The organism is Streptomyces sp. YKOK-I1, from assembly GCF_054660435.1.
Genome location: NZ_BAAGDR010000001.1, coordinates 1,494,620 through 1,515,017 on the forward strand (window position 1 = coordinate 1,494,620; position 20,398 = coordinate 1,515,017).

The window sequence follows — 20,398 nt, forward strand, 5'->3', positions numbered from 1 at the left end:
ATGCCGAAGGTCTGCCTCCATGGGGCCGAACGTCCTTGTGTGCAAGGCCCGTTGGGAGCGAGGTGCGGCTCACACGGCGCGCAGACCGTGCTGCCTGAACCGGTCACGGACCCGCTCGACGAGGTCCCGGTCCGGTGTCGGGGTGTCCGCCAGCGGGAAGGGGATGCCGAGGGCGTCGTACTTGTGGGCGCCGAGCTTGTGGAAGGGCAGGACGTCGACCCGCTGCACGGTGTTCAGTCCCGCGAGGAAGGCGCCCAGGCCGTCCACGGCCGCGTCGTCGTCGGTCCAGCCGGGCACGAGGACGTAGCGGACCCACATGGGCAGGCCGAGCCGGTCCAGGCGGGTGGCGAAGTTCAGGGTGGGGGCGAGGGCGCCGCCGGTCAGTTTCCGGTAGGCGCGGATGTCGAAGGACTTGACGTCCAGCAGGACCAGGTCCGTGTCGGCGAGGAGCGCGTCGTCGGCGCGGGCGCCGAGGAAGCCGGAGGTGTCGAGGGCGGTGTGCAGTCCGGCCGCCTTGCAGCGGCGCAGGATCTCGCCGGTGAAGGCGGACTGGAGCAGGGGTTCGCCGCCGGTGACGGTCACCCCTCCCCCGGCCGCGCCGATGAAGGGCCGGTACTTCTCGATCTCCGCCATCACCTCGTCGACCGTGGTCTCCCGGCCGTCGCGCATGTGCCAGGTGTCGGGGTTGGCGCAGTACAGACAGCGCAGCGGACAGCCGGAGACGAAGAGCACGAACCGGGTCCCGGGACCGTCCACGCCGGTGGACAGGTCCCAGGAGTGGATCCGGCCGGTCGTCGGCACCGTCCCCGTCACCGTGCTCACAGCGATCCGTGGAAGGTGCGGCTGATGACGTCGAGCTGCTGCTCACGGGTCAGCCGGACGAAGTTGACGGCGTATCCGGAGACCCGGATCGTGAGCTCCGGGTACTTCTCCGGGTGCTCCATGGCGTCCTCCAGCACGGCCCGGTCCAGGACGTTGACGTTCATGTGGAAGCCGCCGACCGCCATGTAGGCGTCGAGGATGCCGACCAGGTGGCCGGCCCGCTCGGCCGGGTCGTGCCCCAACCCCTCGGGGGTGATCGTCGTGGTGAGCGAGATGCCGTCCCGTGCCTGCTCGTACGGCAGCTTGGCGACCGACAGCGCGGAGGCGGCCACCCCGTGCCGGTCCCGGCCGTTCATCGGGTTGGCACCGGGGGCGAAGGGAGCGCCCGCGCGCCGGCCGTCCGGGGTGTTGCCGGTGTGCTTGCCGTAGACGACGTTCGAGGTGATCGTCAGCACCGACTGGGTGTGCTCGGCGTCACGGTACGTCGGATGGCGGCGCACCTTGGCCATGAAGGACTCCACGAGCCCGACGGCGAGGGTGTCGGCCCGGTCGTCGTTGTTGCCGTAGGCCGGGAAGTCACCCTCGGTGCGGAAGTCGACGGCGAGCCCGGTCGCGTCCCGGAACACCTTCACCCGTGCGTGCTTCACGGCCGACAGGCTGTCCGCCGCGACCGACAGCCCCGCGATGCCGCAGGCCATGAAACGGTGCACGGGGTGGTCGTGCAGCGCCATCTCCAGGCGCTCGTAGGCGTACTTGTCGTGCATGTAGTGGATGACGTTGAGGGTGTCGACGTACGTCCCGGCCAGCCAGTCCAGTACGCGGTCGTACGCCGCCGACAGTTCGTCGTAGTCCAGGTACTCGCCCGTCAGCGGGGGCATCGCGGGGGTGACCTGCTCGCCGGTCATCTCGTCCCGGCCGCCGTTGACGGCGTACAGCAGCGCCTTCGCCAGGTTGACCCGGGCGCCGAAGAACTGCATCTCCTTGCCGACCGTCATGGCGGAGACACAGCACGCGATCGCGGTGTCGTCGCCGCCCCGGGGCCGCAGCAGTTCGTCGGACTCGTACTGGACGGCGCTGGTGTCGATGGAGACCTGCGCGCAGAACTCCTTGAAGCCGGCGGGCAGTCGGGGCGACCAGAGCACGGTGAGGTTGGGTTCGGGGGCGGGGCCGAGGTTGTTCAGGGTCTGCAGGAAGCGGAAGGAGGTGCGGGTGACCAGCGGGCGGCCGTCCGTGCCGATGCCGCCGATCGACTCGGTGACCCAGGTGGGGTCGCCGGAGAACAGGGCGTCGTACTCCGGGGTGCGCAGGAAGCGCACGATCCGCAGCTTGATCACGAAGTCGTCGATCAGCTCCTGGGCGCGCCGCTCGTCGATGGTCCCCTCGTCCAGGTCGCGCTGGAGGTAGACGTCGAGGAACGTCGAGGTGCGGCCCAGCGACATCGCGGCGCCGTTCTGTTCCTTCACGGCGGCGAGGTAGCCGAGGTAGAGCCACTGCACGGCCTCGTGCGCGCCGGTCGCGGGGCGGGAGACGTCACAGCCGTAGGACGCCGCCATACGGGTCAGTTCGCCCAACGCCTTGATCTGTTCGGCGAGTTCCTCGCGGTCGCGGATCACCTCCGCGGTCGACGGCCCGGCGTCCAGCCGGGCGCGCTCGGCCCGCTTGGCCTCGATCAGCCGGTCGGTGCCGTACAGGGCCACCCGCCGGTAGTCACCGATGATCCGGCCGCGGCCGTAGGCGTCCGGCAGCCCGGTGATGATGCCGACCTTGCGGGCGGTGCGCATCTCGGGCGTGTAGGCGTCGAAGACACCGTCGTTGTGGGTCTTGCGGTAGGTGCCGAAGACCTTCGTCACGAACGGGTCGGGTGCGTAGCCGTACGCCCTGAGGCTGTTCTCCACCATGCGCAGGCCGCCGTTGGGCATGATCGCGCGCTTGAGCGGGGCGTCCGTCTGGAGGCCGACGATGAGTTCGCGGTCCCGGTCGATCCAGCCGGGCGCGTGCGAGGTGATGGTCGAGGGGGTCGTCGCGTCGACGTCGAGGACGCCCCGCGCCCGCTCCTCGGGGAACAGCGCGGCGACCTTCTCCCAGACGGCGCGCGTGCGGTCCGTCGGGCCGGTCAGGAACGACGCGTCGCCCTCGTACGGCGTGTAGTTGGCCTGGATGAAGTCCCGCACGTCGATCAGCTCGCGCCAGCGTGCCCCGGCGAAGCCACGCCAGGCGGCCGGAGTGACCCGTTCGGCGGCTGTCACGGTCGCGGTCATCGCGGTTCCTCTCCTCGGTCCGTGTTCTGGGGTCTCGCGCTTCGATGCTCGTCGGCCGTGATCGCCACGGGGAGTGCCGGACAGCGCCCTCGGCCGGGCCGTTGGACCCCTTCCGGCCGGGCCGGACGGCCCGCGGCTCCCCCCTCCCGGCCGTCCGGGCCGGCCGGAAGGGGTCCAACGGCCCGGCCGGCCCCGGCTCGGGACCGGACGGCCCATGGCCGTCGCGGGGCCGCGGGCACAGGCTGGACCCGGCCGTTTCCCGCACCGTCCTACGACCCCCTCGGCCGGCCACCGGACGACGAACCCCGAAGGAGTGTCCATGCACGGCACCCCGCACATCGTCAGCGATGTCATGACCCACACGGTCGCCGCGGTCGGCCGCGAGGCGGCGTTCAAGGACATCGTGCGGATGATGCAGGACTGGAAGGTCAGCGCCCTGCCCGTGATCGAGGGCGAGGGCCGCGTCGTCGGCGTCGTCTCGGAGGCGGATCTGCTGCCCAAGGAGGAGTTCCGCGACAGCGACCCGGACCGGCACACGCAGCTGCGGCGCCTGAAGGACCTGGCCAAGGCGGGCGCCGTGACGGCGGGCGAGCTCATGACCTCCCCCGCGCTCACCGTCCACGCGGACGCCACCCTGGCCCAGGCCGCCCGGACCATGGCCCGGGAGAAGGTCAAGCGGCTCCCGGTGGTCGATGCCGTGGGCCTGCTCCAGGGGGTCGTCAGCCGCGCCGACCTGCTCAAGGTCTTCCTCCGCCCCGACGAGGAGATCGCCGAGGAGGTACGGCGCGAGGTCGTGTCCTACCTGTTCCCGCTGCCCGGCTCCCGCGTGCGGGTGACCGTGCGGGACGGCGTGGTCAGGCTCGGCGGCCGGGTCCGGGACACCTCACTGGTACCGGTGGCGGCGCGGCTGATCCGCGCCGTCGAGGGCGTCGTGGACGTGGACTTCGACCTCTCCCGCGACACGGAGCCGGACGGGACCTAGTCGGAGGACCGGCTCGTGGAACAGGGCCCCCGTCCCAGGTCATCGACGCCATATCGCGGGCGTATCGAGAAGCGCATACGCCGCCGCAACCGATGCCCGTGTCCCATGAGGGCATGAACCCCGACGCGTCCCCAACGGCACCGGCCCGCCGCATCCGCGGGATCGTGCTCCCCGGCCTCGCGGTCCTCGGCCTGGCGGGCGCCGTGTTCGCCGTGCGGCGGCCGCTCATGATGTCCGCTCCGAGGTGTGCGGCCGGGCGGTGGCACGGGTGCTTCGACACGTTCAACGGTGTGGTGCTCATGACGTTGGTGACGCTGCCGTTGGCCGCGCTGGTGGTGTGGGCGCTGGCGCGCGGCCGGCGGGCCGCCGGTGTCACGGCGGCGGGGGCCTGGCGCAGGTCCCTGGCGGAGGTGGGCATGGTGCACGGGACGGTGCCGTTCCTGTGGCTGACCATGATGCCGGGCGGCGGGCCCGGCGTCGCTCCGCGTCGGGTGAGCCTGGTGCCGCTGCGGGACCTGGTCGCCATGGGGCCGCTCGGCATCGCCGGCAACCTGCTGGTCTTCGCGACGCTGGGGTTCTTCGCCCCGGTGCGGTGGGCGGCACTGGCGTCCGTACCGCGGATCCTGGCGCTCGGCGCGGGCTGCTCGGTCCTGGTCGAGACCGCGCAGTACGTCCTGTGGCTGGACCGGGTGTCCTCCGTGGACGACGTCCTGGTCAATGCCACCGGGGCCGTGCTGGCCGGGCTGGCGTCGCGCCGCTGGTGGCGTACCGGGGCGGAGGTGCCGTGTGCGGTGGGCGCACGTCGGCGCGATGCGTCGGCATGATACGTCGGCGATACGGTGTGCTGCCTACGCTTCGGACATGCGTGTACTGATCGTGGAGGACGAGCCCTACCTCGCCGAAGCCGTCCGTGACGGTCTGCGGCTGGAGGCGATAGCCGCCGACATCGCCGCCGACGGCGACACCGCCCTGGAACTGCTCGGCGTCAACTCCTACGACCTCGCCGTCCTCGACCGCGACATCCCCGGGCCCTCCGGCGACGAGGTCGCCCGGCACATCGTCGCCTCCGGCAGCGGCATCCCGATCCTCCTGCTCACCGCCGCCGACCGGATCGACGACAAGGCCTCCGGGTTCGCGCTGGGCGCCGACGACTACCTCACCAAACCGTTCGAGCTGCGGGAGCTGGTCCTGCGACTGAGGGCGCTCGACCGCAGACGCGCGTACGCCCGGCCCCCGGTCCATGAGATCGCGGGCCTCAGGCTCGACCCGTTCCGCCGGGAGGTGTTCCGCGACGGGCGCCATGTCGCGCTCACCCGCAAGCAGTTCGCCGTACTGGAGGTCCTCGTCGCCGCCGGGGGAGGTGTCGTCAGCGCCGAGGAGCTGCTGGAGCGGGCCTGGGACAACAACGCCGACCCCTTCACCAACGCCGTCCGGATCACCGTCTCCGCCCTGCGCAAGCGGCTCGGGGAACCCTGGCTCATCACCACGGTGCCCGGTGTCGGCTACCGGATCGGCACCGGCGGCGACACCCCGTACCCCGGCGGCCCTCGTGCCTAGACGCACGGGGCTCAGCGCCCGGCTGAGACTCACCCTCAGTTACGCCGGTTTCCTCCTCCTCGCCGGTGTCCTCCTGCTGGCCGTGGTGTGGGTGTTCGTGCTGCGCTGGCTGCCGGAGGACGACGCGCCCACCCTCCGCAAGACGTTCCACGGCGTGATCATCGTCGGGCCCAACCGCTCCGAGCTCCTGCGCGGCTTCGCCCCGGCCGCGGCCCTGGCACTGGCCTTCCTCCTCGTGTTCGGCCTCCTGGGAGGCTGGATCCTCGCCGGACGGATGCTCGCGCCCCTCACCCGGATCGCCGCCGCGGCCCGGACGGCCGCGAGCGGATCGCTGTCGCACCGGATCCGTCTGACGGGACCCGAGGACGAGTTCCGCGAACTCGCCGACGCCTTCGACGCCATGCTCGAACAGCTGGAATCCCGGGTCGCCGAACAGCAGAGGTTCGCCGCGAACGCCTCCCACGAACTGCGCACCCCGCTGGCGATCTCCCGGACCCTCCTCGAAGCCGCCCGCAGCGACCCCGCGCGGGAGCGGGACGAACTCCTCGAACGCCTCCACACCGTCAACACGCGGGCGATCGACCTCACCGAAGCCCTCCTGCTGCTCAGCCGCGCCGACCGCGGCACCTTCACCCGTGAGCGCGTCGACCTCTCCCTCCTCGCCGAGGAAGCCGCCGAAACCCTGCTTCCCCTCGCGGAGAAGCACCGGATCACCCTCGACGTCACCGGCGGGACGACCTGGACCGTCGGCTCGGCGGCGCTCCTGCTGCGGATGGTGACGAACCTCGTCCAGAACGCCGTCGTCCACAACCTCCCCACCGGCGGCACCGTGACGGTCCGCACCGAACAGCGGCACGGCACGAGCGTGCTGCGGGTCGAGAACACGGGTCCTGCGCTCCCGGCGGAGCTGGTACCGACCCTGACCGAACCCTTCCGCCGCGGCACCGAGCGCATCCGCACCGCCGAGCACGCGGGCGTCGGCCTAGGGCTGGCCCTCGTGCACAGCATCGTCCGCGCCCACGACGGCGCCCTCGGCCTCACCCCCCGCCCCACCGGCGGCCTCCTCGTCACGGTTCGCCTCCCCGCCCCGCCGCGGACTCCGCTGCCGAGCGGGGCCCCGTAGGCCGCCGACCGCGAGCGGGGCCTCAGGCGTCGCGGCGGCGCAGCACCGTCGCGCCGAGGAGGAGCGCGCCCGCTGCCCACAGGGCGAGTACGCCGAGGCCCGCCCAGGGCCCGATGGGGAGCCGGCCCAGGTCCGTCGTGGCCTGGACGGCCAGCCCCGCGGGCATCGGGCCGATCCGCGCGAGGTGCCGGCGCAGGTCCGGGTCGGTGACCAGGTGGCCGAGGAGGGGGAAGAGATACAGCAGTGCGAGGACGACGCCCGTCGCGACCGCAGCGTCCCGGACCGCCGTGGCGACGCCGAGGGCGAGCAGGGCGACCAGGACCAGATAGAGCGCGGAGCCCGCGACGGCCCGCAGGGTGGGGCCGTCGGTGAGGGAGAGGGTGGCGTGGCCGTGGGCGGGCGTGAAGCCGTTGCCCGGCAGCAGGAGGCGTCCGGTGAGGGCGGAGGCGAGGACGGCGGGCGTCGACGCGGCACCCACCGCCCCGCTCACGACCACGGCCTTGGCGGCCAGGACGGTGGTGCGGCGCGGTACCGCCGCGAGGGTGGTGTGGATCAGGCCGGTGCCGTACTCCTGTCCGACCGCCAGCACGGCCACGATCACGGCGAGCGTCTGGCCGAGCGTCACCCCCGTCAGGCTGAGGGCGACCTGGTCCTGGCCGCAGTCGGCCGCCGGACAGCGGGCCGTCGCGGCCACCGCCGCGCTCACGGACACGGTCACGGCGACGAGGCTCAGCAGCGCCCACGCGTGGCCCGGGTCGGTGCGCAGTTTGGTCCACTCGGACCGGACCGCCCGGCGCAGCGTGGTGGTGTCCCACCGGACCGCCCGGCGCGGCGCGGTGGCGTTCATACGTCCCTCCGGCGCAGGAGCAGGGCGGCGGACGCGAGCGCGAGTGCGGTCCAGCCCGCGAGGACCGCGTACCCGGTCCACGGGCCGAGGGGGAAGTAGCCGAAGGGCGGGGTGTAGACGCTGAGGACGTGGGAGTGGTGCGGCACCGTCTGCTGGACGGCGAAACCCGCCGCCGGGGTGACGCGGAGCAGCCAGCGTGCGGGCGAGGGGGGCAGCGCGCCGCTGATCGCGAGGAGGTAGGGCAGCACCGTCGTGACGACGACGGCGGTGATCGCCGGGGCGCTGCGCCGCAGCAGTGTGCCGAGCGCCAGCGCGAGCACGGCGGCGGTGGCCAGCAGGAGCCCGGTGCCGAGGATCGCGCGCAGTTCCACGGTGTGCGGCACGGTGAACACCACGAAGTGGGTGGCGTGGGCGCGTCGCCGGCCGAGCGGGACGCTGATCGCGGCGGCCAGGAGGCCGACGACGAGGGCGACGGCGGCCACCACGGCGGTCTTGGCGGCCAGCAGCCGGCCGCGCCGTGGTGTCGCGGCGAGTGTGGTGCCGATCAGCCCCCGGCGGTACTCGCCGGTGACGAACTGGACGGCCACGACCGTCAGGACGATCAGCGCGGCGAACGTACCGACGAGGAAGTTCTCGACGGTGTAGGCCGGGCCGAGCGAGGGCCCGCCGACCACCGGGGCGATGTCGCCGGCCCCCGTGACGGTGAAGCCGCCGCCGGTCCGGGTGAAGCCGCCCGAGATGCCCTCCGGGTAGCTGCCGGAGGTGCCCGCGTCGCCGCCCAGCTGCGCGCCCCGCCAGCCCTGCCGCGGGTCGCCGCCGCTCCAGGCACCGCCGAGTGTCACCCGGCCGAACACCGCGGTGGCGACGGCGGGGCGCGAACCCCCCAGGGAGCCGCTCGGCTCCACGGCCGCCGGGCAGGCGGTGAACAGGCCCACCTGCACGGTGCCGCCCGCTCGGGCCAGGTGCGCGCGGCCGACCTCGTGCCAGTGGACGCCGTCCGTCGAGTCGTAGCCGGTGACCGTCGCCCCGGTGCGGACCAGCCGCAGCCAGCGCGGCGCGGCCGCGGAGGGGCGGCCCGGCAGACCGGCCCGGTCGTGGGTGAAGTCGTACTGCATCCGGACGCCGTGCGCGCCGGTGACCATCATCGCGGCGTACGACGAGCCCGGTGCGAGGCTCTGCTTGACGAGGATCCCCGCCTTGGCCCACGGGGTGAGCCCGGGCACGGTCCGTCCCGGGCTGCGGGCCAGTTCGCCCGTCAGTGCGGTCACCGGCACGGTGATGCTGCCGTCGCCGGTCAGGGCCCGGCGCAGGAGGTAGGCGTTGTCGTTGACGGCCTCGCCCGTGGAGTCGGTCGGCAGGGTGGGGACGTCCTGGGCGTGCCCGTTCGAGGCGGTCGTGCCGGCCAGCAGGAGCAGGACGAAGACCAGGGCCGAGGCGGCCGTGGCGAGGACCCAGCCGCGTACGGTGCGGAACTTGGTCCACTCCGCGCGCAGGACCCGGAGCCGGCTCATCGCGCGGCCTCCTCGGCGTCCGTGCCGCGGTACTGCACGTCGTCGCGGGTGAGTTCCAGGTACGCCTCCTCCAGGGTGACGCGCTGCGCGGCCAGTTCCGCGAACGGGACCCCGCCCGTGGTCAGCGCGGTCACGATGTCCTCGCCCGTCAGCCCGCGCACGCCGAGCGTGTCCGTCCCCGCGGCCCGCACGTCCGCGCCGGCCCGGACGAGCGCCGCCTCCGCCGCGGCGGGGGCGGAGGTGCGCAGCGTGACCCGGCCCCGGGACAGCCGCGCGAGCAGTTCCCCCACGTCCGTGTCGGCGATCACCCGGCCGCGGCCGACGACGAGGAGATGGTCCGCGACGTCCTGCAGCTCGCCCATCAGATGGCTGGACACCAGCACGGTGCGGCCCTGTGCCGCCAGCGAGGTCAGCAGGGAGCGGATCCACCGGATCCCCTCGGGGTCCAGCCCGTTGAACGGCTCGTCCAGCATCAGCGCGGGCGGATCCCCGAGGAGCGCCGCGGCGATGCCGAGCCGCTGCCGCATCCCCAGCGAGAAGCCGCCCGTCCGGCGCCGCGCCGCCTCGACGAGCCCCACCCGGTCGAGGACCCGGTCCACCCGGTGGGCCGGGAGCCCCTGTGTGCGGGCCAGCCACAGCAGGTGGTTGCGGGCGGTCCGGCCGGGCTGGAGCGCCCCGGCGTCCAGCAGGGAGCCGAGCCGGCACAGCGGGCGGTCCAGGGTGCGGTACGGCCGTCCGCCGACCAGCGCCGTCCCCGCGTCGGGCCGGTCCAGGCCGAGGACCACGCGCAGGGTGGTGGACTTGCCCGCGCCGTTGGGCCCCACGAAGCCGGTCACCCGGCCCGGCCGGACGGTGAAGGTCATGCCGTCGAGGGCCTGGGTCGCGCCGAAGCGTTTGCGCAGGCCCTCCACCTCGATCCGGTGAGCGTCCGTCATGTTCGCCGTTCCGCCTCTCGCTCGCATCCGCTGGGGAGGCGCCCAGGCTGCGCCGGGGGCCGTAACGCGGGCGGAACGGCCGCTGTCATGCCGTTGTTAGGCCGGCTCGCCTAGCCTGGGGCCGGCAGCGCGGCACACCAGCAGAAGGGGGAGGGCCGATGGCGGCGGAACTGGGGCTTCCGGGACGGTCGGCGCACCGCCGTGGCATCCGCTGGCGTTTCACCACCTTGTACGCCGGGCTGTTCCTGGCCTCGGCCGTGGTGCTGCTGACGGTGGTCGGTCTGGTGGCCGGCGGTGACCACCGGGCGGCCCCGGCGCCGGGCAGCGGGCTCGGCGCGGTCCCCTCCGCGGCGCAGGAGCGGATCGCGAGTCTGGAGCACCAGCTCGCCGAGGCGCACGGCCGGCAGATGGACCAGCTGCTGCTCGGTTCGGCGGTGGGCCTGGCGGTGATGGGGCTGCTGTCGGTCGGGCTGGGCTGGTTCGCCGCCGGGCGGGTGCTGCGTCCGCTGCGCGCGATGACGGCGGCGACACGCCGGATCTCCGCCGACAGCCTCCACGAACGCCTCGCCGTCCCCGGCCCGCACGACGAACTCAGAAGGCTCGGCGACACCATCGACGACCTGCTGGAACGTCTGGAGCAGGCGTTCGCCGCGCAGCGGCGCTTCGTCGCCGACGCCTCGCACGAGCTGCGCACCCCGCTGGCGACCATGCGGGCCTCGGTCGACGTGGCGCTCGCCAAGCCGGGCCCGGTGCCCGAGCAGACCCGCACCGTGGCGCACCGGGTCAGGGCCGAACTGGATCAGGTGGACCGGCTGCTCGACGGGCTTCTGGCGCTGGCCCGCGCCCAGCACGGAGTGCCGCTGCCCGACGCCGAGCCGGTCCGTCTGGACGCGCTCGCCGGGGCCGCGCTCGCCGAGCGGGCCGCCGCGGCCTCCGGGAGACAGCTCGCGGTGGAGGCCGAGGGCTCCGCCGACGGGGCGGGCGCGTGGGTGTGCGGCGACCGGACGCTGTTGCGCAGGATGGTGGACAACCTCGTGGACAACGCGATCGGGCACAACCGGCCCGGCGGCTGGATCCGCATCGCCACCCGTGCCGAGGACACCGATGTGTGCCTGATCGTGGAGAACGGGGGACCGTCCCTGACGCAGGATCAAGTCGCCGACCTGGCACGCCCGTTCCGTCGGCTCGGGGCCGAGCGGACAGGCGGGGGCGGCGGCGCGGGGGCGGGGCTCGGACTCTCGATCGTCGCGGCGGTCGCCGAGGCGCACGGCGGCAGGCTCGACCTGAGGGCGCGCGCGGAGGGCGGACTGCGGGCCACGGTCACCCTGTCCCGGGCCGCCCGGAGCGAGGCCGCGCGATGAGGGTGCTCGTGGTGGAGGACGCCCGGTCGCTCGCCGATGTGCTGATGGAGGGGCTGCGCGACCAGGGGATGGCGGTCGACGTGGCGTACGACGGACTGGAGGCCGCGGCCAAGCTGGACGCCACCGCGTACGACACGGTCGTCCTGGACCGGGACCTGCCGGGAATCCACGGGGACACGCTGTGCCGGATGGTCACCGACCGGGACGACCGCCCCATGGTGCTGATGCTGACCGCCGCGGACGCTCCGGCCGATCGGGTCGGCGGGCTGAGTCTGGGCGCCGACGACTACCTGGTCAAGCCCTTCCACTTCCCCGAACTCGTGCTCCGGCTGCGGTCCTTGGTCCGTCGGCGCCCCTATGCCCGGGCCCGCACCCTGCGCGCCGCGGGCATCGCACTCGACCCCGTGCACCGCACGGCGCTGCGGGACGGGCGCCGGCTCGACCTCTCGGTCAAGGAGTTCGAGGTCCTGGCCGCGCTGCTGCGGGCCAGTCCCGCCGCCCTCAGCGCGGAGGCGCTGCTGGAACAGGTGTGGGACGAGAACGCCGACCCGTTCACGAACACCGTCGCCGTGACCGTCGGCAGACTCCGGCGCAAGCTCGGCGGCCCGCCCGTGATCACCACGACCCCGACGATCGGCTACCGGATCGCCGATCCGGAGAAGTGACCGCGGCGGGCGATGCCCCGCTTCTTCCGCACGACGTCGTCCCGGCCGGGAGCCGGTTCGCCGCCGGGCCATCCCCTCCTCGCTACCGGTCCTCGTGGCCGGGGCCGCCGGGCGGTCCGGTGAGTCTGCCGAGCAGGGGGCGGAGCCGGAGCGCGGCGCACCTGGTGCGGCGGCCGTCCCCACCCGGTGCGCGTTCGGTGCGGGCGACGGCGGTCGCGCAGCGCTCGACGGTGCGGCGGGTGCGGTGGGCGGCCCGATCGACGACGTGGACGAGTGCCAGGCCGACGACGACGAGGAGGGCGAGGCAGAGAAGGCCGGCGGCGGCGAGCGTCGAGAGCCCCACCGCGTCAGGATGATCGGGGCAGAAGTGGCGGGGTTCGCAGCTGGTCATCGGTCCTCGTCTTTCAGGGCGGGCGGGCAGAACGTGGTTGCCGTACACCGGTGTTGAGGGCTCGTGCGGCCGGATGCTTACGCCGACTCCCCTGTTACCTCCGTCACTTCTCGCTACGCTGTGCACGGAGCTGCCAAGTGGGGTCGGATCAGCAGGAGTTGAGTTGAGCGAGCCGCCGGAGTCGACGACCGTCGTGGTGATCGGTGCGGGTCCGGCCGGGCTGACCGTGGCCACGCTGCTGCGCAGATGCGGCATCGACTGCGTCGTCCTGGAGCGCCGCAGCCGCGCGTACGTGGCGCAGCGGCAGCGGGCCGGGATCGTGGAGAGCCGTGCCGTACGGATGTTCGCGTCCTGGGGGCTGGCCGATCTGGTGCTGGGCGGCCCGCCGCACGACGGCATCCTGGAGTTCAGGGTGGACGGCGAGAGCCATCTCGTCGACGACCGCGACGGTTCCGAGGGCCCCGGGGCGCGGCTGTGTCCTCAGCAGGTCCTGGTCCAGAAGCTCACCGCCGCCTGTCTCGCCGACGGCGGTGACCTGCGCTACGAGGCGGCCGAGGTCTCCGTGCACGACCCGGCCGGCGACCGCCCCACCGTCCGCTACCGCTCCGCCGACGGCACCCCGCACACGATCACCTGCGACTTCGTCGCGGGCTGCGACGGTGATCACGGCGTCACCCGCACCGCGGTCCCCGACGGCGTCCTCACCGCCCACGCCCATGACCACGGCATCGGCTGGCTCACCGTCCTCGCGGACGCCCCGCCCCCCGCCCACCCGCTGCTCGCCGTCAGCCCGCAGGGCTTCGCCGCGCACTTTCCCCGCGGTCCGCACAGCAGCCGTTACTACCTCCAGTGCCCGCCCGACGACCGCCCCGACGCCTGGCCCGACGACCGCGTCTGGGACGCGCTGCGCACCAGGCTCGGCGACCCCGCCCTCGTCGCGGGCCCGATCACCGACCGCGAGACCTTCCGGCTGCGCAGCCTCGTCCACGACCCGATGCAGTACGGCCGGCTGTTCCTCGTCGGGGACGCCGCCCACATCGTGTCGCCGATGGGCGGCAAGGGCATGAACCTCGCCCTGTACGACGCCGATCTCTTCGCCCGCGCGGTGCGGGACCACGTCCTCGAACACGACGACAGCGGGCTGCGCAGCTACTCCCGGCGCTGCCTGCGGCGCGTCTGGAACGACCAGGAGTTCTCCCACTGGCTGACCCGGACGGTCCATGACGCCGGGGACGACACCCGCTCCGGCCCGTTCCTGCGCGAACTGGCCCGCGCCCGCCTCGACCGGCTGTTCACCTCCCCGACGGCCGCGCGGGCCTTCGCGGAACTGATGACCGGTCTGGACCCGGCCTGACGCCCCGGCGGTCCGGGACGACGACGGGTGGCGGGTGCCGCTGACGCCGTCTCCTTCGCCTTCAGGACGGCGATGCCCGCCTCCACCTGGTCCGTCGTGAGATCCAGCCGGGCCGGATCGCCTCGCCGCGCGGATCAGCGGCCCCGGGGCGCACGGGCCGTCAGGGCCTCCAGGAGGAGGTCGACGGCCTGTTCGAAGGAGCTGTCCCCCATGGCGGGCAGTTCGTCGCGGACGGTCGTCAGGGCGGGATGGGTGGCCGGGTCCAGGCCCTGGTAGACCTCGCTCCAGGCCCGGTGGTCGGCCTCGCGCTGGCCGCGCGGGAGGGCCAGGAACGCGGCGTCCATGGCCGCGTGGCCGAGCACGGTGTCGATGAAGGTCAGATAGAGGCGGGTCGCGTCGGCGGGGCCGAAGCCCGCGGCGAGGAGCAGGCCGATACCGGTCTCCACGGCGCGGATCTCGTTCGCGCGCCGGGTCACCCGGTAGGAGGCGAAGGCGGCCGCGCGGGGATGGGCGAGGTATCCGGCGCGCACCCTGCGGGCCATCTCGCGCAGGGCGGCCACCCAGTCCTCGCCGGGGACGAACCCCTCCATGGCGTCGCCGATGATCCGGTCCGCGATGGCGAGCACCAGGTCGTCGGTGTCGTGGAAGTAGCGGTAGAGGGCGGTCGGGTCACAGCCGAGGGCCGTGCCCAGCCGCCGTACGCTCAGCGCCTCGGGGCCGTGCTCGCCGATCAGCCGCAGCGCGGTCGCCACGATCAGCTCCTCCGACAGCAGGACCCCCGAGCGGGTGGGACGGCGGCGTCTGCGTTCCTGCGGGACTCGGGTGGTCATGGCGGCGCTCCTCGGGACTCGTGACGCGTAACGGCAGTGAAAGGGGCCGTACGCCTTATGTCAACAGCATTGACGCAATGCGGAGGCCCGGTGTTCCATCACAGTCCCGCGCGGCTCGTCCCGCGTCTCCTTCATCTCCCTCGTCTCCCTCGTCCCCTCCCCACGAGGAGTCCTGCATGTCCTCCACACCCTTGCGTCGCTCGCTCGGTGTCGTCGACGGTGTCGCCATCGCCGCCTCCAGCACCGCCGCCACGACCAGCATCGGGATCGGCATGGGCACGATCGCCACGATCGTGGGGCTCCGGGCCCCGGCACTGCTGCTGCTCGCCTTCCTGCCGGTGCTCGGGATCGCCACCGCCTACGCCCGTCTCAACCGCTCCGAACCCAACTGCGGCAACGGATACACCTGGGTCGGCAAGACCCTCGGCCCGTGGCCCGGCTTCCTGACCGGCTGGGTCACCCTGGTCGGCTCGGTCGTGTTCTGCGCCTACACCAGCGCGGTCATGGGCTCGGTGGTGCTGATCTTCGCCAACCGGGCCGGCCTGCACTCCCTCGCGGGCATCGCCCTGGATCCGACGTCCACCGGCGTCAGCACGGCCGTGGGGCTGCTGCTCCTGGTCGCCTTCACCGCGCTCGCCGTCACCGGGACGCGCAGCACCACGCGCTTCCAGTTCGCCCTGCTGGTCTTCGAGTACGCGGTGCTGCTGGGCTTCTGCGGCTGGGCCCTGGTCACCGGCGACCAGTCCTTCTCCCTGTCCTGGTTCAACCCCTTCGCCATCTCCTCCGGCACCGCCTTCGCCCAGGGCCTGGTGCTCGCGGTGTTCTTCTTCTGGGGCTGGGACGCGGCGTTCAGCGTCACCGAGGAGACGAGGGACCCCGACGACGCCGCCCGCGGCGGTCTGATCGCGCTGTTCGCGATGCTCGGCCTGTTCCTCTTCGCCTCGGTCGCCTTCCAGCGCGAGATGAGCCTGACCGAGCTGGTCCGCAACGGACCGCAGGCCCTGCCGTACCTCGGGCAGAAGCTGGCCGGGGAGCCCTGGGCCACCCTGCCGCTGGTCGCCCTGATGTTCTCGGCCGCCGCCTCCGTGCAGTCCACGCTGATCCCCACCGCGCGCGGGCTGCTCGCGATGGGCCGGGACCGGACCATGGGGCCGGTGTGGACCCGGGTGCACCCGCGGTACGGCACCCCCGCCGCAGGGACGGTCGTGGTGCTGGCGCTCGCCACCGTGATCGCCCTGCTGGCGGTCGCCATCCCCCGGCTGAGCGACATGCTGCTGGCCGCCGTCAACGCCATCGGACTGCTCGTCGCCCTCTACTACGGTCTCACCGCGCTCGCCTGTGCCGTCCGCTTCCGCTCCGCCCTCCGTGAGGGGCTGCGGTCCGCGCTGTTCGCCGTGTGGGTGCCCGCCGTGTCCAGTCTGGTACTGCTGGGGCTCGGCTGTTATCTCGGATACTCGTATCTGACCATGAGCGACCACTTCGAACTGAGCCCGGACAACGGCTGGTTCATGTTCTCCCTGCCCGCCGTCATCGTCCTCGCCGGCCTCGGCATGGCCGCGGTTGCCAAGTACGTCCGCCGGTCCCCGTACTTCGCCACCGGGCGCGGCACCGACGCCGACGCGGTCACGCTGCCCATGGACGGCGCGGCGGTCTGAGACCCCCGCCCGTTCCCGTCCCCCTACCGTCTCCAGGGAGTTCGTCCCCCATGTCGCAGTTCCAGGCCGAGGGCCCCGCCGATCTCGTCCTCACCGGCGGGCCCGTCCACACCGTCGATCCCGCGCGCAGCCGGGCCACCGCCGTGGCCGTGCACGACGGACGGATCACCGCCGTGGGCCATGACGAGGTGCACGCGCTGATCGGTCCCGGTACCGAGGTCGTCGACCTCGCCGGAAAGCTGCTGCTGCCCGGCTTCCAGGACGCCCATGTGCATCCGCAGGGCGCGGGCCTGGAACTCGGCCAGTGCCATCTGGCCGACACCGTCGATCCCGCCGAGTACCTGCGGCGGATCCGAGAGTACGCCGACCGCACCCCGGACGCCGAGTGGATCACCGGCGGCGGCTGGTCCCTGGAGGCGTTCCCCGGCGGCGCCCCGACCGCTGCGGCGCTCGACGCGATCGTCCCCGACCGGCCGGTCTTCCTGCCGAACCGGGACCACCACGGGGCCTGGGTGAACAGCGTGGCCCTGGCGCGCGCCGGCATCGACGCCCGTACCCCCGACCCCGCCGACGGCCGGATCGAGCGGGACGCCGACGGCAATCCGACGGGGATGCTCCAGGAGGGCGCCGTCCATCTCGTGGGCCGGCTGGTGCCCGACCCCACCGCCGAGGAGCAACTGGCCGCGCTGCTGCGGGCCCAGGCGGTGCTGCACGCGCACGGGGTCACCGCCTGGCAGGACGCGATCGTCGGCGCGTACGCCAACCTGACCGATCCGGCGCCCTCCTACCGCACGGCGCGGGAACGCGGTCTGCTCACCGCCCGGGTGGTGGGCGCGCTGTGGTGGGACCGGGAGCGCGGCGCCGAGCAGATCCCGGAACTCGTCGCCCGGCGGGAGGAGTTGAGCGGGGGACGGTTCCGGGCCGGCGCGGTGAAGATCATGCAGGACGGCATCGCCGAGAACCACACCGCCGCGATGCTCGACCCCTATCTCACCGGCTGCGGCTGTGCGTCCGGCACCAGCGGCATCAGCTTCGTGGAACCCGGCGATCTGAAGAAGTACGTCACGGAGCTCGACGCGCTCGGTTTCCAGGTGCATTTCCACGCCCTCGGAGACCGTGCGGTGCGTGAGGCGCTGGACGCGGTGGAGGCCGCCCGCACCGCCAACGGCTTCCGTGACACCCGCCACCACCTGGCCCATCTCCAGGTCGTCCACCCGGACGACGTTCGCCGGTTCCGGCCGCTCGGCGCGACCGCGAACCTGCAGATGCTGTGGGCCGCCCACGAGCCGCAGATGGACGAGCTGACCCTGCCGTTCCTGGGCCCCGAACGCGGCGCCCGGCAGTATCCGTTCGGCGATCTGCTGCGGGCGGGGGCGACGCTCGCCGCGGGCAGCGACTGGCCGGTGAGCAGCCCCGACCCGCTCCAGGCCGTCCATGTCGCGGTCAACCGGGTCTCCCCCGACGCCCCCGAGGGCACCCCCGAGTTCCTGCCCGGACAGCGTCTCGACCTCGGCGCCGCCCTCGCCGCGTACACGGCGGGCAGCGCCCATGTGAACGGCCTCGACGGCCTCACCGGCAGCATCGCCGTCGGCAAGGCGGCCGACCTCGTCGTCCTGGACCGGGACCCGTTCACGGGCCCGCCCGGGGAGATCGCGAGCACCCGGGTCCTTCAGACCTTCGTGGACGGGCGGCGGGTCCACGCGGCGCCCGACGCCTGATCCGGCTCAGGAGACCGGGGCCGGTTCGCGCGAGGGGGTCCAGCGCAGATGGACGCCCTGGTCGGCGGGGTCGGAGCGGAGCAGCGACAGCCGGGGGCGCACGGCGTCGGTGCGTGAGGACGGCGGCTTGCGGCGGCCCGCCGCGAACGGCTGCGGCCAGTCGGCACCCGGCCCCCGGTACTCCTGCTCGGCCGCCGCGTGCAGCGTCCAGTGCGGGTCGTACAGATGGGTGCGTCCTACGGCGCACAGGTCGGCGCGGCCCGCGAGCAGGATCGAGTTGACGTCGTCGTAGGAGGCGATGGCGCCGACCGCGATGACGGCCGTACCGGTGGCGGCGGCGACCTCGTGCCGGATGCGGTCGGCGAACGGGGTCTGGTAGGAGCGGCCGAAGGCGGGCCGCTCGTCCCGGGTGACCTGGCCGGAGGAGACGTCGATGGCGTCGGCGCCGTGCGCGATGAAGGCGCGGGCGATCTCCACGGCGTCGTGCTCGGTGTTCCCGTCGGGCACCCAGTCACTGGCGGAGATGCGCACGATCACCGGGCGTCCGGCCGGCCATGCGGCGCGCACGGCGTCGAAGACCTCCAGCGGGAAGCGCAGCCGGTTCGCGAGCGGGCCGCCGTACTCGTCGGTGCGGCGGTTGGCGACCGGGGAGAGGAAGGAGGACAGCAAGTAGCCGTGGGCGCAGTGGAGTTCGAGCAGGTCGAAGTCCGCCTCGGCGCCCCGGCGGGCGGCCGCGGTGAAGTCCGCGACGATCCGGTCCAGGTCGGCGCGGGTGAGTTCGCGCGGCACCGGGGAGTCCTCGCCGTACGGCAGCGGGGACGGACCGACCGTCTCCCAGTTGCCCTCGGGCAGCGGGGCGTCCATGCCCTCCCACATCAGCCGGGTGGAGCCCTTGCGGCCGGAGTGGCCGAGCTGGAGACCGATCCGGGCGGTGCTGCGCTCGTGGACGTACGCCACGATCCGCGCCCAGGACGCGCGCTGTTCGTCGTTCCACAGGCCGGTGCAGCCGGGGGTGATGCGGGCCTCGGGCGAGACGCAGACCATCTCCGTCATCACCAGTCCGGCGCCGCCCATCGCCTTGGATCCGAGGTGGACGAGATGGAAGTCGCCGGGCACCCCGTCCACGGCGGAGTACATGTCCATCGGGGACACGATCACCCGGTTCTTCAGCTCCAACTGCCCTATCCGGTACGGCTGGAACATCGCGGGGGCGGTGCCGTCGAGGCCCTGGGCCCGGGCGAAGGCGGTGTCCACCCGGTCGGCGAACTCCTCGTCCCGGGTGCGCAGATTGTCGTAGGTGATGCGGCGGGAGCGGGTGAGGAGGTTGAAGCAGAACTGGGTGGACTCCTGGTGGACGTACATACCGATGTTCTCGAACCATTCCAGGGACGCCTGCGCGGCCCGCTGGGTGGACTCCACGACGGGGCGCCGCTCGGTCTCGTACGCCGTCAACGCGGCCTCGGTGTCGGGGTGTTCGTGCAGACAGGCGGCGAGGGCGAGGGCGTCCTCCATGGCCAGTTTGGTGCCCGAGCCGATGGAGAAGTGCGCGGTGTGGGCGGCGTCGCCGATCAGGACCAGATTGCCGTGGTGCCAGCGTTCGTTGCGCACGGTGGTGAAGTTCAGCCACTTGGAGTTGTTGGCGAACACCTGGTGGCCGTCGAGGGCGTCGGCGAACAGCTCCCGGACACGGGCCACCGCCGCGTCGTCGGAGACGCCCGGCGGGAAGGCGACGTCCTCGGTGGCGTCGAAGCCGGCCCGCCGCCAGACGTCCTCGTGCATCTCGACGATGAAGGTGGAGCCGGTGGCGGAGTAGGGGTAGCCGTGGACCTGCATGACGCCCCACGGCGTCTGCTCGACGAAGAACTGGAAGGCCTCGAAGACCCGGTCCGTGCCGAGCCACATGTATTTGTTGGGGCGGCGGTCCAGGGAGGGCCGGAAGACGTCGGCATGGGCGGCCCGGACGGCGGAGTTGACGCCGTCGGCGCCCACCACCAGGTCGTGGGCGGCGCGCAGTTGGGCGGTGTCGGGGGCGGGGGTCGAGAAGTGCAGGGTGACGCCGAGGGCCCGGCAGCGCTCCTGGAGGAGGCGCAGGAGTTCCTTGCGGCTCATGGCGGCGAAGCCCTGGCCGCCCACGGTGTGGCTCTCGCCCCGGTGGTGGATGTCGATGTCGGTCCAGCGGGCGAAGCGGCGGGACATGGCCTCGGCGATGTCGGTGTCGGCGTTCCCGATGCCGCCGAGGGTCTCGTCGGAGAAGACGACGCCGAAGCCGAAGGTGTCGTCGGGGGCGTTGCGTTCCCAGACGGTGATGTCGTGGGCGGGGTCGAGCTGTTTCATCAGGGCCGCGAGGTAGAGACCTCCCGGGCCACCGCCGATGATCGCGATTTTCAAG

At 73.2% G+C, this 20,398-nt stretch carries 17 protein-coding genes; 9 read left to right on the forward strand and 8 right to left on the reverse strand.

Features of this window, described 5'->3' with window-relative positions:
* Positions 1 to 69: 69 nt before the first annotated feature.
* Positions 70 to 822, reverse strand: a complete 753-nt coding sequence (gene pflA, locus ACYQ8Q_RS06120) for a pyruvate formate-lyase-activating protein (RefSeq protein WP_460062617.1) — start codon at positions 820 to 822, stop codon at positions 70 to 72.
* Positions 819 to 3,080, reverse strand: a complete 2,262-nt coding sequence (gene pflB / locus ACYQ8Q_RS06125; RefSeq protein WP_460062618.1) for a formate C-acetyltransferase — start codon at positions 3,078 to 3,080, stop codon at positions 819 to 821. The genes pflA and pflB overlap by 4 nt, the downstream gene beginning before the upstream one ends.
* 319 nt (positions 3,081 to 3,399) lie before the next feature.
* Between pflB and ACYQ8Q_RS06130 the strand changes: the two genes are divergently transcribed.
* From ACYQ8Q_RS06130 to ACYQ8Q_RS06145, 4 genes are all read left to right on the forward strand, one after another.
* Complete coding sequence (locus tag ACYQ8Q_RS06130; protein ID WP_460062619.1) at positions 3,400 to 4,062, forward strand: CBS domain-containing protein; 663 nt, start codon at positions 3,400 to 3,402, stop codon at positions 4,060 to 4,062.
* Positions 4,063 to 4,175: 113 nt separating this feature from the next.
* Positions 4,176 to 4,886 carry a VanZ family protein gene (locus tag ACYQ8Q_RS06135; protein ID WP_460062620.1) on the forward strand — a complete coding sequence of 237 codons (711 nt, stop codon included), beginning with the start codon at positions 4,176 to 4,178 and terminating at the stop codon, positions 4,884 to 4,886.
* 37 nt (positions 4,887 to 4,923) lie between these two features.
* Positions 4,924 to 5,619 carry a response regulator transcription factor gene (locus ACYQ8Q_RS06140; RefSeq protein WP_460062621.1) on the forward strand — a complete coding sequence of 232 codons (696 nt, stop codon included), beginning with the start codon at positions 4,924 to 4,926 and terminating at the stop codon, positions 5,617 to 5,619.
* Positions 5,612 to 6,742, forward strand: coding sequence for a sensor histidine kinase (locus ACYQ8Q_RS06145; protein WP_460062623.1), 1,131 nt, complete (start codon positions 5,612 to 5,614; stop codon positions 6,740 to 6,742). The genes ACYQ8Q_RS06140 and ACYQ8Q_RS06145 overlap by 8 nt, the downstream gene beginning before the upstream one ends.
* 22 nt (positions 6,743 to 6,764) lie before the next feature.
* Here ACYQ8Q_RS06145 and ACYQ8Q_RS06150 read toward each other — a convergent pair whose 3' ends face one another.
* The 3 genes from ACYQ8Q_RS06150 to ACYQ8Q_RS06160 are packed head-to-tail and all read right to left on the reverse strand — an operon-like array spanning position 6,765 to position 10,035.
* Positions 6,765 to 7,589 (reverse strand): ABC transporter permease, encoded by an 825-nt coding sequence (locus ACYQ8Q_RS06150; RefSeq protein WP_460062624.1) that lies wholly within the window; start codon positions 7,587 to 7,589, stop codon positions 6,765 to 6,767.
* The gene (locus tag ACYQ8Q_RS06155) at positions 7,586 to 9,100 is read right to left on the reverse strand and encodes a DUF1349 domain-containing protein (protein WP_460062626.1); all 1,515 of its coding nucleotides are present in this window, start codon (positions 9,098 to 9,100) and stop codon (positions 7,586 to 7,588) included. The genes ACYQ8Q_RS06150 and ACYQ8Q_RS06155 overlap by 4 nt, the downstream gene beginning before the upstream one ends.
* The gene (locus ACYQ8Q_RS06160; RefSeq protein ID WP_460062627.1) at positions 9,097 to 10,035 is read right to left on the reverse strand and encodes an ABC transporter ATP-binding protein; all 939 of its coding nucleotides are present in this window, start codon (positions 10,033 to 10,035) and stop codon (positions 9,097 to 9,099) included. Before ACYQ8Q_RS06160 ends, ACYQ8Q_RS06155 begins: the two co-directional genes overlap by 4 nt.
* 158 nt (positions 10,036 to 10,193) lie before the next feature.
* Between ACYQ8Q_RS06160 and ACYQ8Q_RS06165 the strand changes: the two genes are divergently transcribed.
* Entirely contained in the window at positions 10,194 to 11,396 is a 1,203-nt protein-coding gene (locus tag ACYQ8Q_RS06165) for a sensor histidine kinase (protein WP_460062629.1), read from the forward strand.
* A complete protein-coding gene (locus ACYQ8Q_RS06170) occupies positions 11,393 to 12,061 on the forward strand; it encodes a response regulator transcription factor (RefSeq protein WP_460062631.1) in 669 nt (222 codons plus the stop codon). The genes ACYQ8Q_RS06165 and ACYQ8Q_RS06170 overlap by 4 nt, the downstream gene beginning before the upstream one ends.
* A gap of 82 nt (positions 12,062 to 12,143) precedes the next feature.
* Here ACYQ8Q_RS06170 and ACYQ8Q_RS06175 read toward each other — a convergent pair whose 3' ends face one another.
* Positions 12,144 to 12,452 carry a hypothetical protein gene (locus ACYQ8Q_RS06175; RefSeq protein WP_460062632.1) on the reverse strand — a complete coding sequence of 103 codons (309 nt, stop codon included), beginning with the start codon at positions 12,450 to 12,452 and terminating at the stop codon, positions 12,144 to 12,146.
* 163 nt (positions 12,453 to 12,615) lie between these two features.
* Between ACYQ8Q_RS06175 and ACYQ8Q_RS06180 the strand changes: the two genes are divergently transcribed.
* The gene (locus ACYQ8Q_RS06180; protein ID WP_460062633.1) at positions 12,616 to 13,806 is read left to right on the forward strand and encodes a 4-hydroxybenzoate 3-monooxygenase; all 1,191 of its coding nucleotides are present in this window, start codon (positions 12,616 to 12,618) and stop codon (positions 13,804 to 13,806) included.
* Positions 13,807 to 13,940: 134 nt separating this feature from the next.
* On the opposite strand, the gene ACYQ8Q_RS06185 is transcribed toward ACYQ8Q_RS06180, so the two are convergent.
* Positions 13,941 to 14,636, reverse strand: a complete 696-nt coding sequence (locus tag ACYQ8Q_RS06185) for a TetR/AcrR family transcriptional regulator (RefSeq protein WP_460062634.1) — start codon at positions 14,634 to 14,636, stop codon at positions 13,941 to 13,943.
* 176 nt (positions 14,637 to 14,812) lie between these two features.
* Here ACYQ8Q_RS06185 and ACYQ8Q_RS06190 point away from each other — a divergent pair, with 176 nt between their 5' ends.
* Together ACYQ8Q_RS06190 and ACYQ8Q_RS06195 are read left to right on the forward strand one after the other, a co-directional pair.
* Positions 14,813 to 16,291 carry an APC family permease gene (locus ACYQ8Q_RS06190; RefSeq protein WP_460062635.1) on the forward strand — a complete coding sequence of 493 codons (1,479 nt, stop codon included), beginning with the start codon at positions 14,813 to 14,815 and terminating at the stop codon, positions 16,289 to 16,291.
* Positions 16,292 to 16,341: 50 nt separating this feature from the next.
* Positions 16,342 to 18,009, forward strand: coding sequence for an amidohydrolase (locus ACYQ8Q_RS06195; protein ID WP_460062636.1), 1,668 nt, complete (start codon positions 16,342 to 16,344; stop codon positions 18,007 to 18,009).
* A gap of 6 nt (positions 18,010 to 18,015) precedes the next feature.
* Here ACYQ8Q_RS06195 and ACYQ8Q_RS06200 read toward each other — a convergent pair whose 3' ends face one another.
* A complete protein-coding gene (locus ACYQ8Q_RS06200) occupies positions 18,016 to 20,397 on the reverse strand; it encodes a bifunctional salicylyl-CoA 5-hydroxylase/oxidoreductase (RefSeq protein WP_460062637.1) in 2,382 nt (793 codons plus the stop codon).
* Position 20,398 lies beyond the last annotated feature (1 nt).

Coding starts and splice junctions, on each gene's coding strand:
- ACYQ8Q_RS06170 (WP_460062631.1), top strand. CDS start 11,393: ATGAGGGTGCTCGTGGTGGAGGACGCCCGGTCGCTCGCCGATGTGCTG.
- ACYQ8Q_RS06135 (WP_460062620.1), top strand. CDS start 4,176: ATGAACCCCGACGCGTCCCCAACGGCACCGGCCCGCCGCATCCGCGGG.
- ACYQ8Q_RS06140 (WP_460062621.1), top strand. CDS start 4,924: ATGCGTGTACTGATCGTGGAGGACGAGCCCTACCTCGCCGAAGCCGTC.
- pflB (WP_460062618.1), bottom strand. CDS start 3,080: ATGACCGCGACCGTGACAGCCGCCGAACGGGTCACTCCGGCCGCCTGG.
- ACYQ8Q_RS06190 (WP_460062635.1), top strand. CDS start 14,813: ATGTCCTCCACACCCTTGCGTCGCTCGCTCGGTGTCGTCGACGGTGTC.
- ACYQ8Q_RS06185 (WP_460062634.1), bottom strand. CDS start 14,636: ATGACCACCCGAGTCCCGCAGGAACGCAGACGCCGCCGTCCCACCCGC.
- ACYQ8Q_RS06130 (WP_460062619.1), top strand. CDS start 3,400: ATGCACGGCACCCCGCACATCGTCAGCGATGTCATGACCCACACGGTC.
- ACYQ8Q_RS06150 (WP_460062624.1), bottom strand. CDS start 7,589: ATGAACGCCACCGCGCCGCGCCGGGCGGTCCGGTGGGACACCACCACG.
- ACYQ8Q_RS06165 (WP_460062629.1), top strand. CDS start 10,194: ATGGCGGCGGAACTGGGGCTTCCGGGACGGTCGGCGCACCGCCGTGGC.
- ACYQ8Q_RS06160 (WP_460062627.1), bottom strand. CDS start 10,035: ATGACGGACGCTCACCGGATCGAGGTGGAGGGCCTGCGCAAACGCTTC.
- ACYQ8Q_RS06155 (WP_460062626.1), bottom strand. CDS start 9,100: ATGAGCCGGCTCCGGGTCCTGCGCGCGGAGTGGACCAAGTTCCGCACC.
- ACYQ8Q_RS06195 (WP_460062636.1), top strand. CDS start 16,342: ATGTCGCAGTTCCAGGCCGAGGGCCCCGCCGATCTCGTCCTCACCGGC.
- ACYQ8Q_RS06175 (WP_460062632.1), bottom strand. CDS start 12,452: ATGACCAGCTGCGAACCCCGCCACTTCTGCCCCGATCATCCTGACGCG.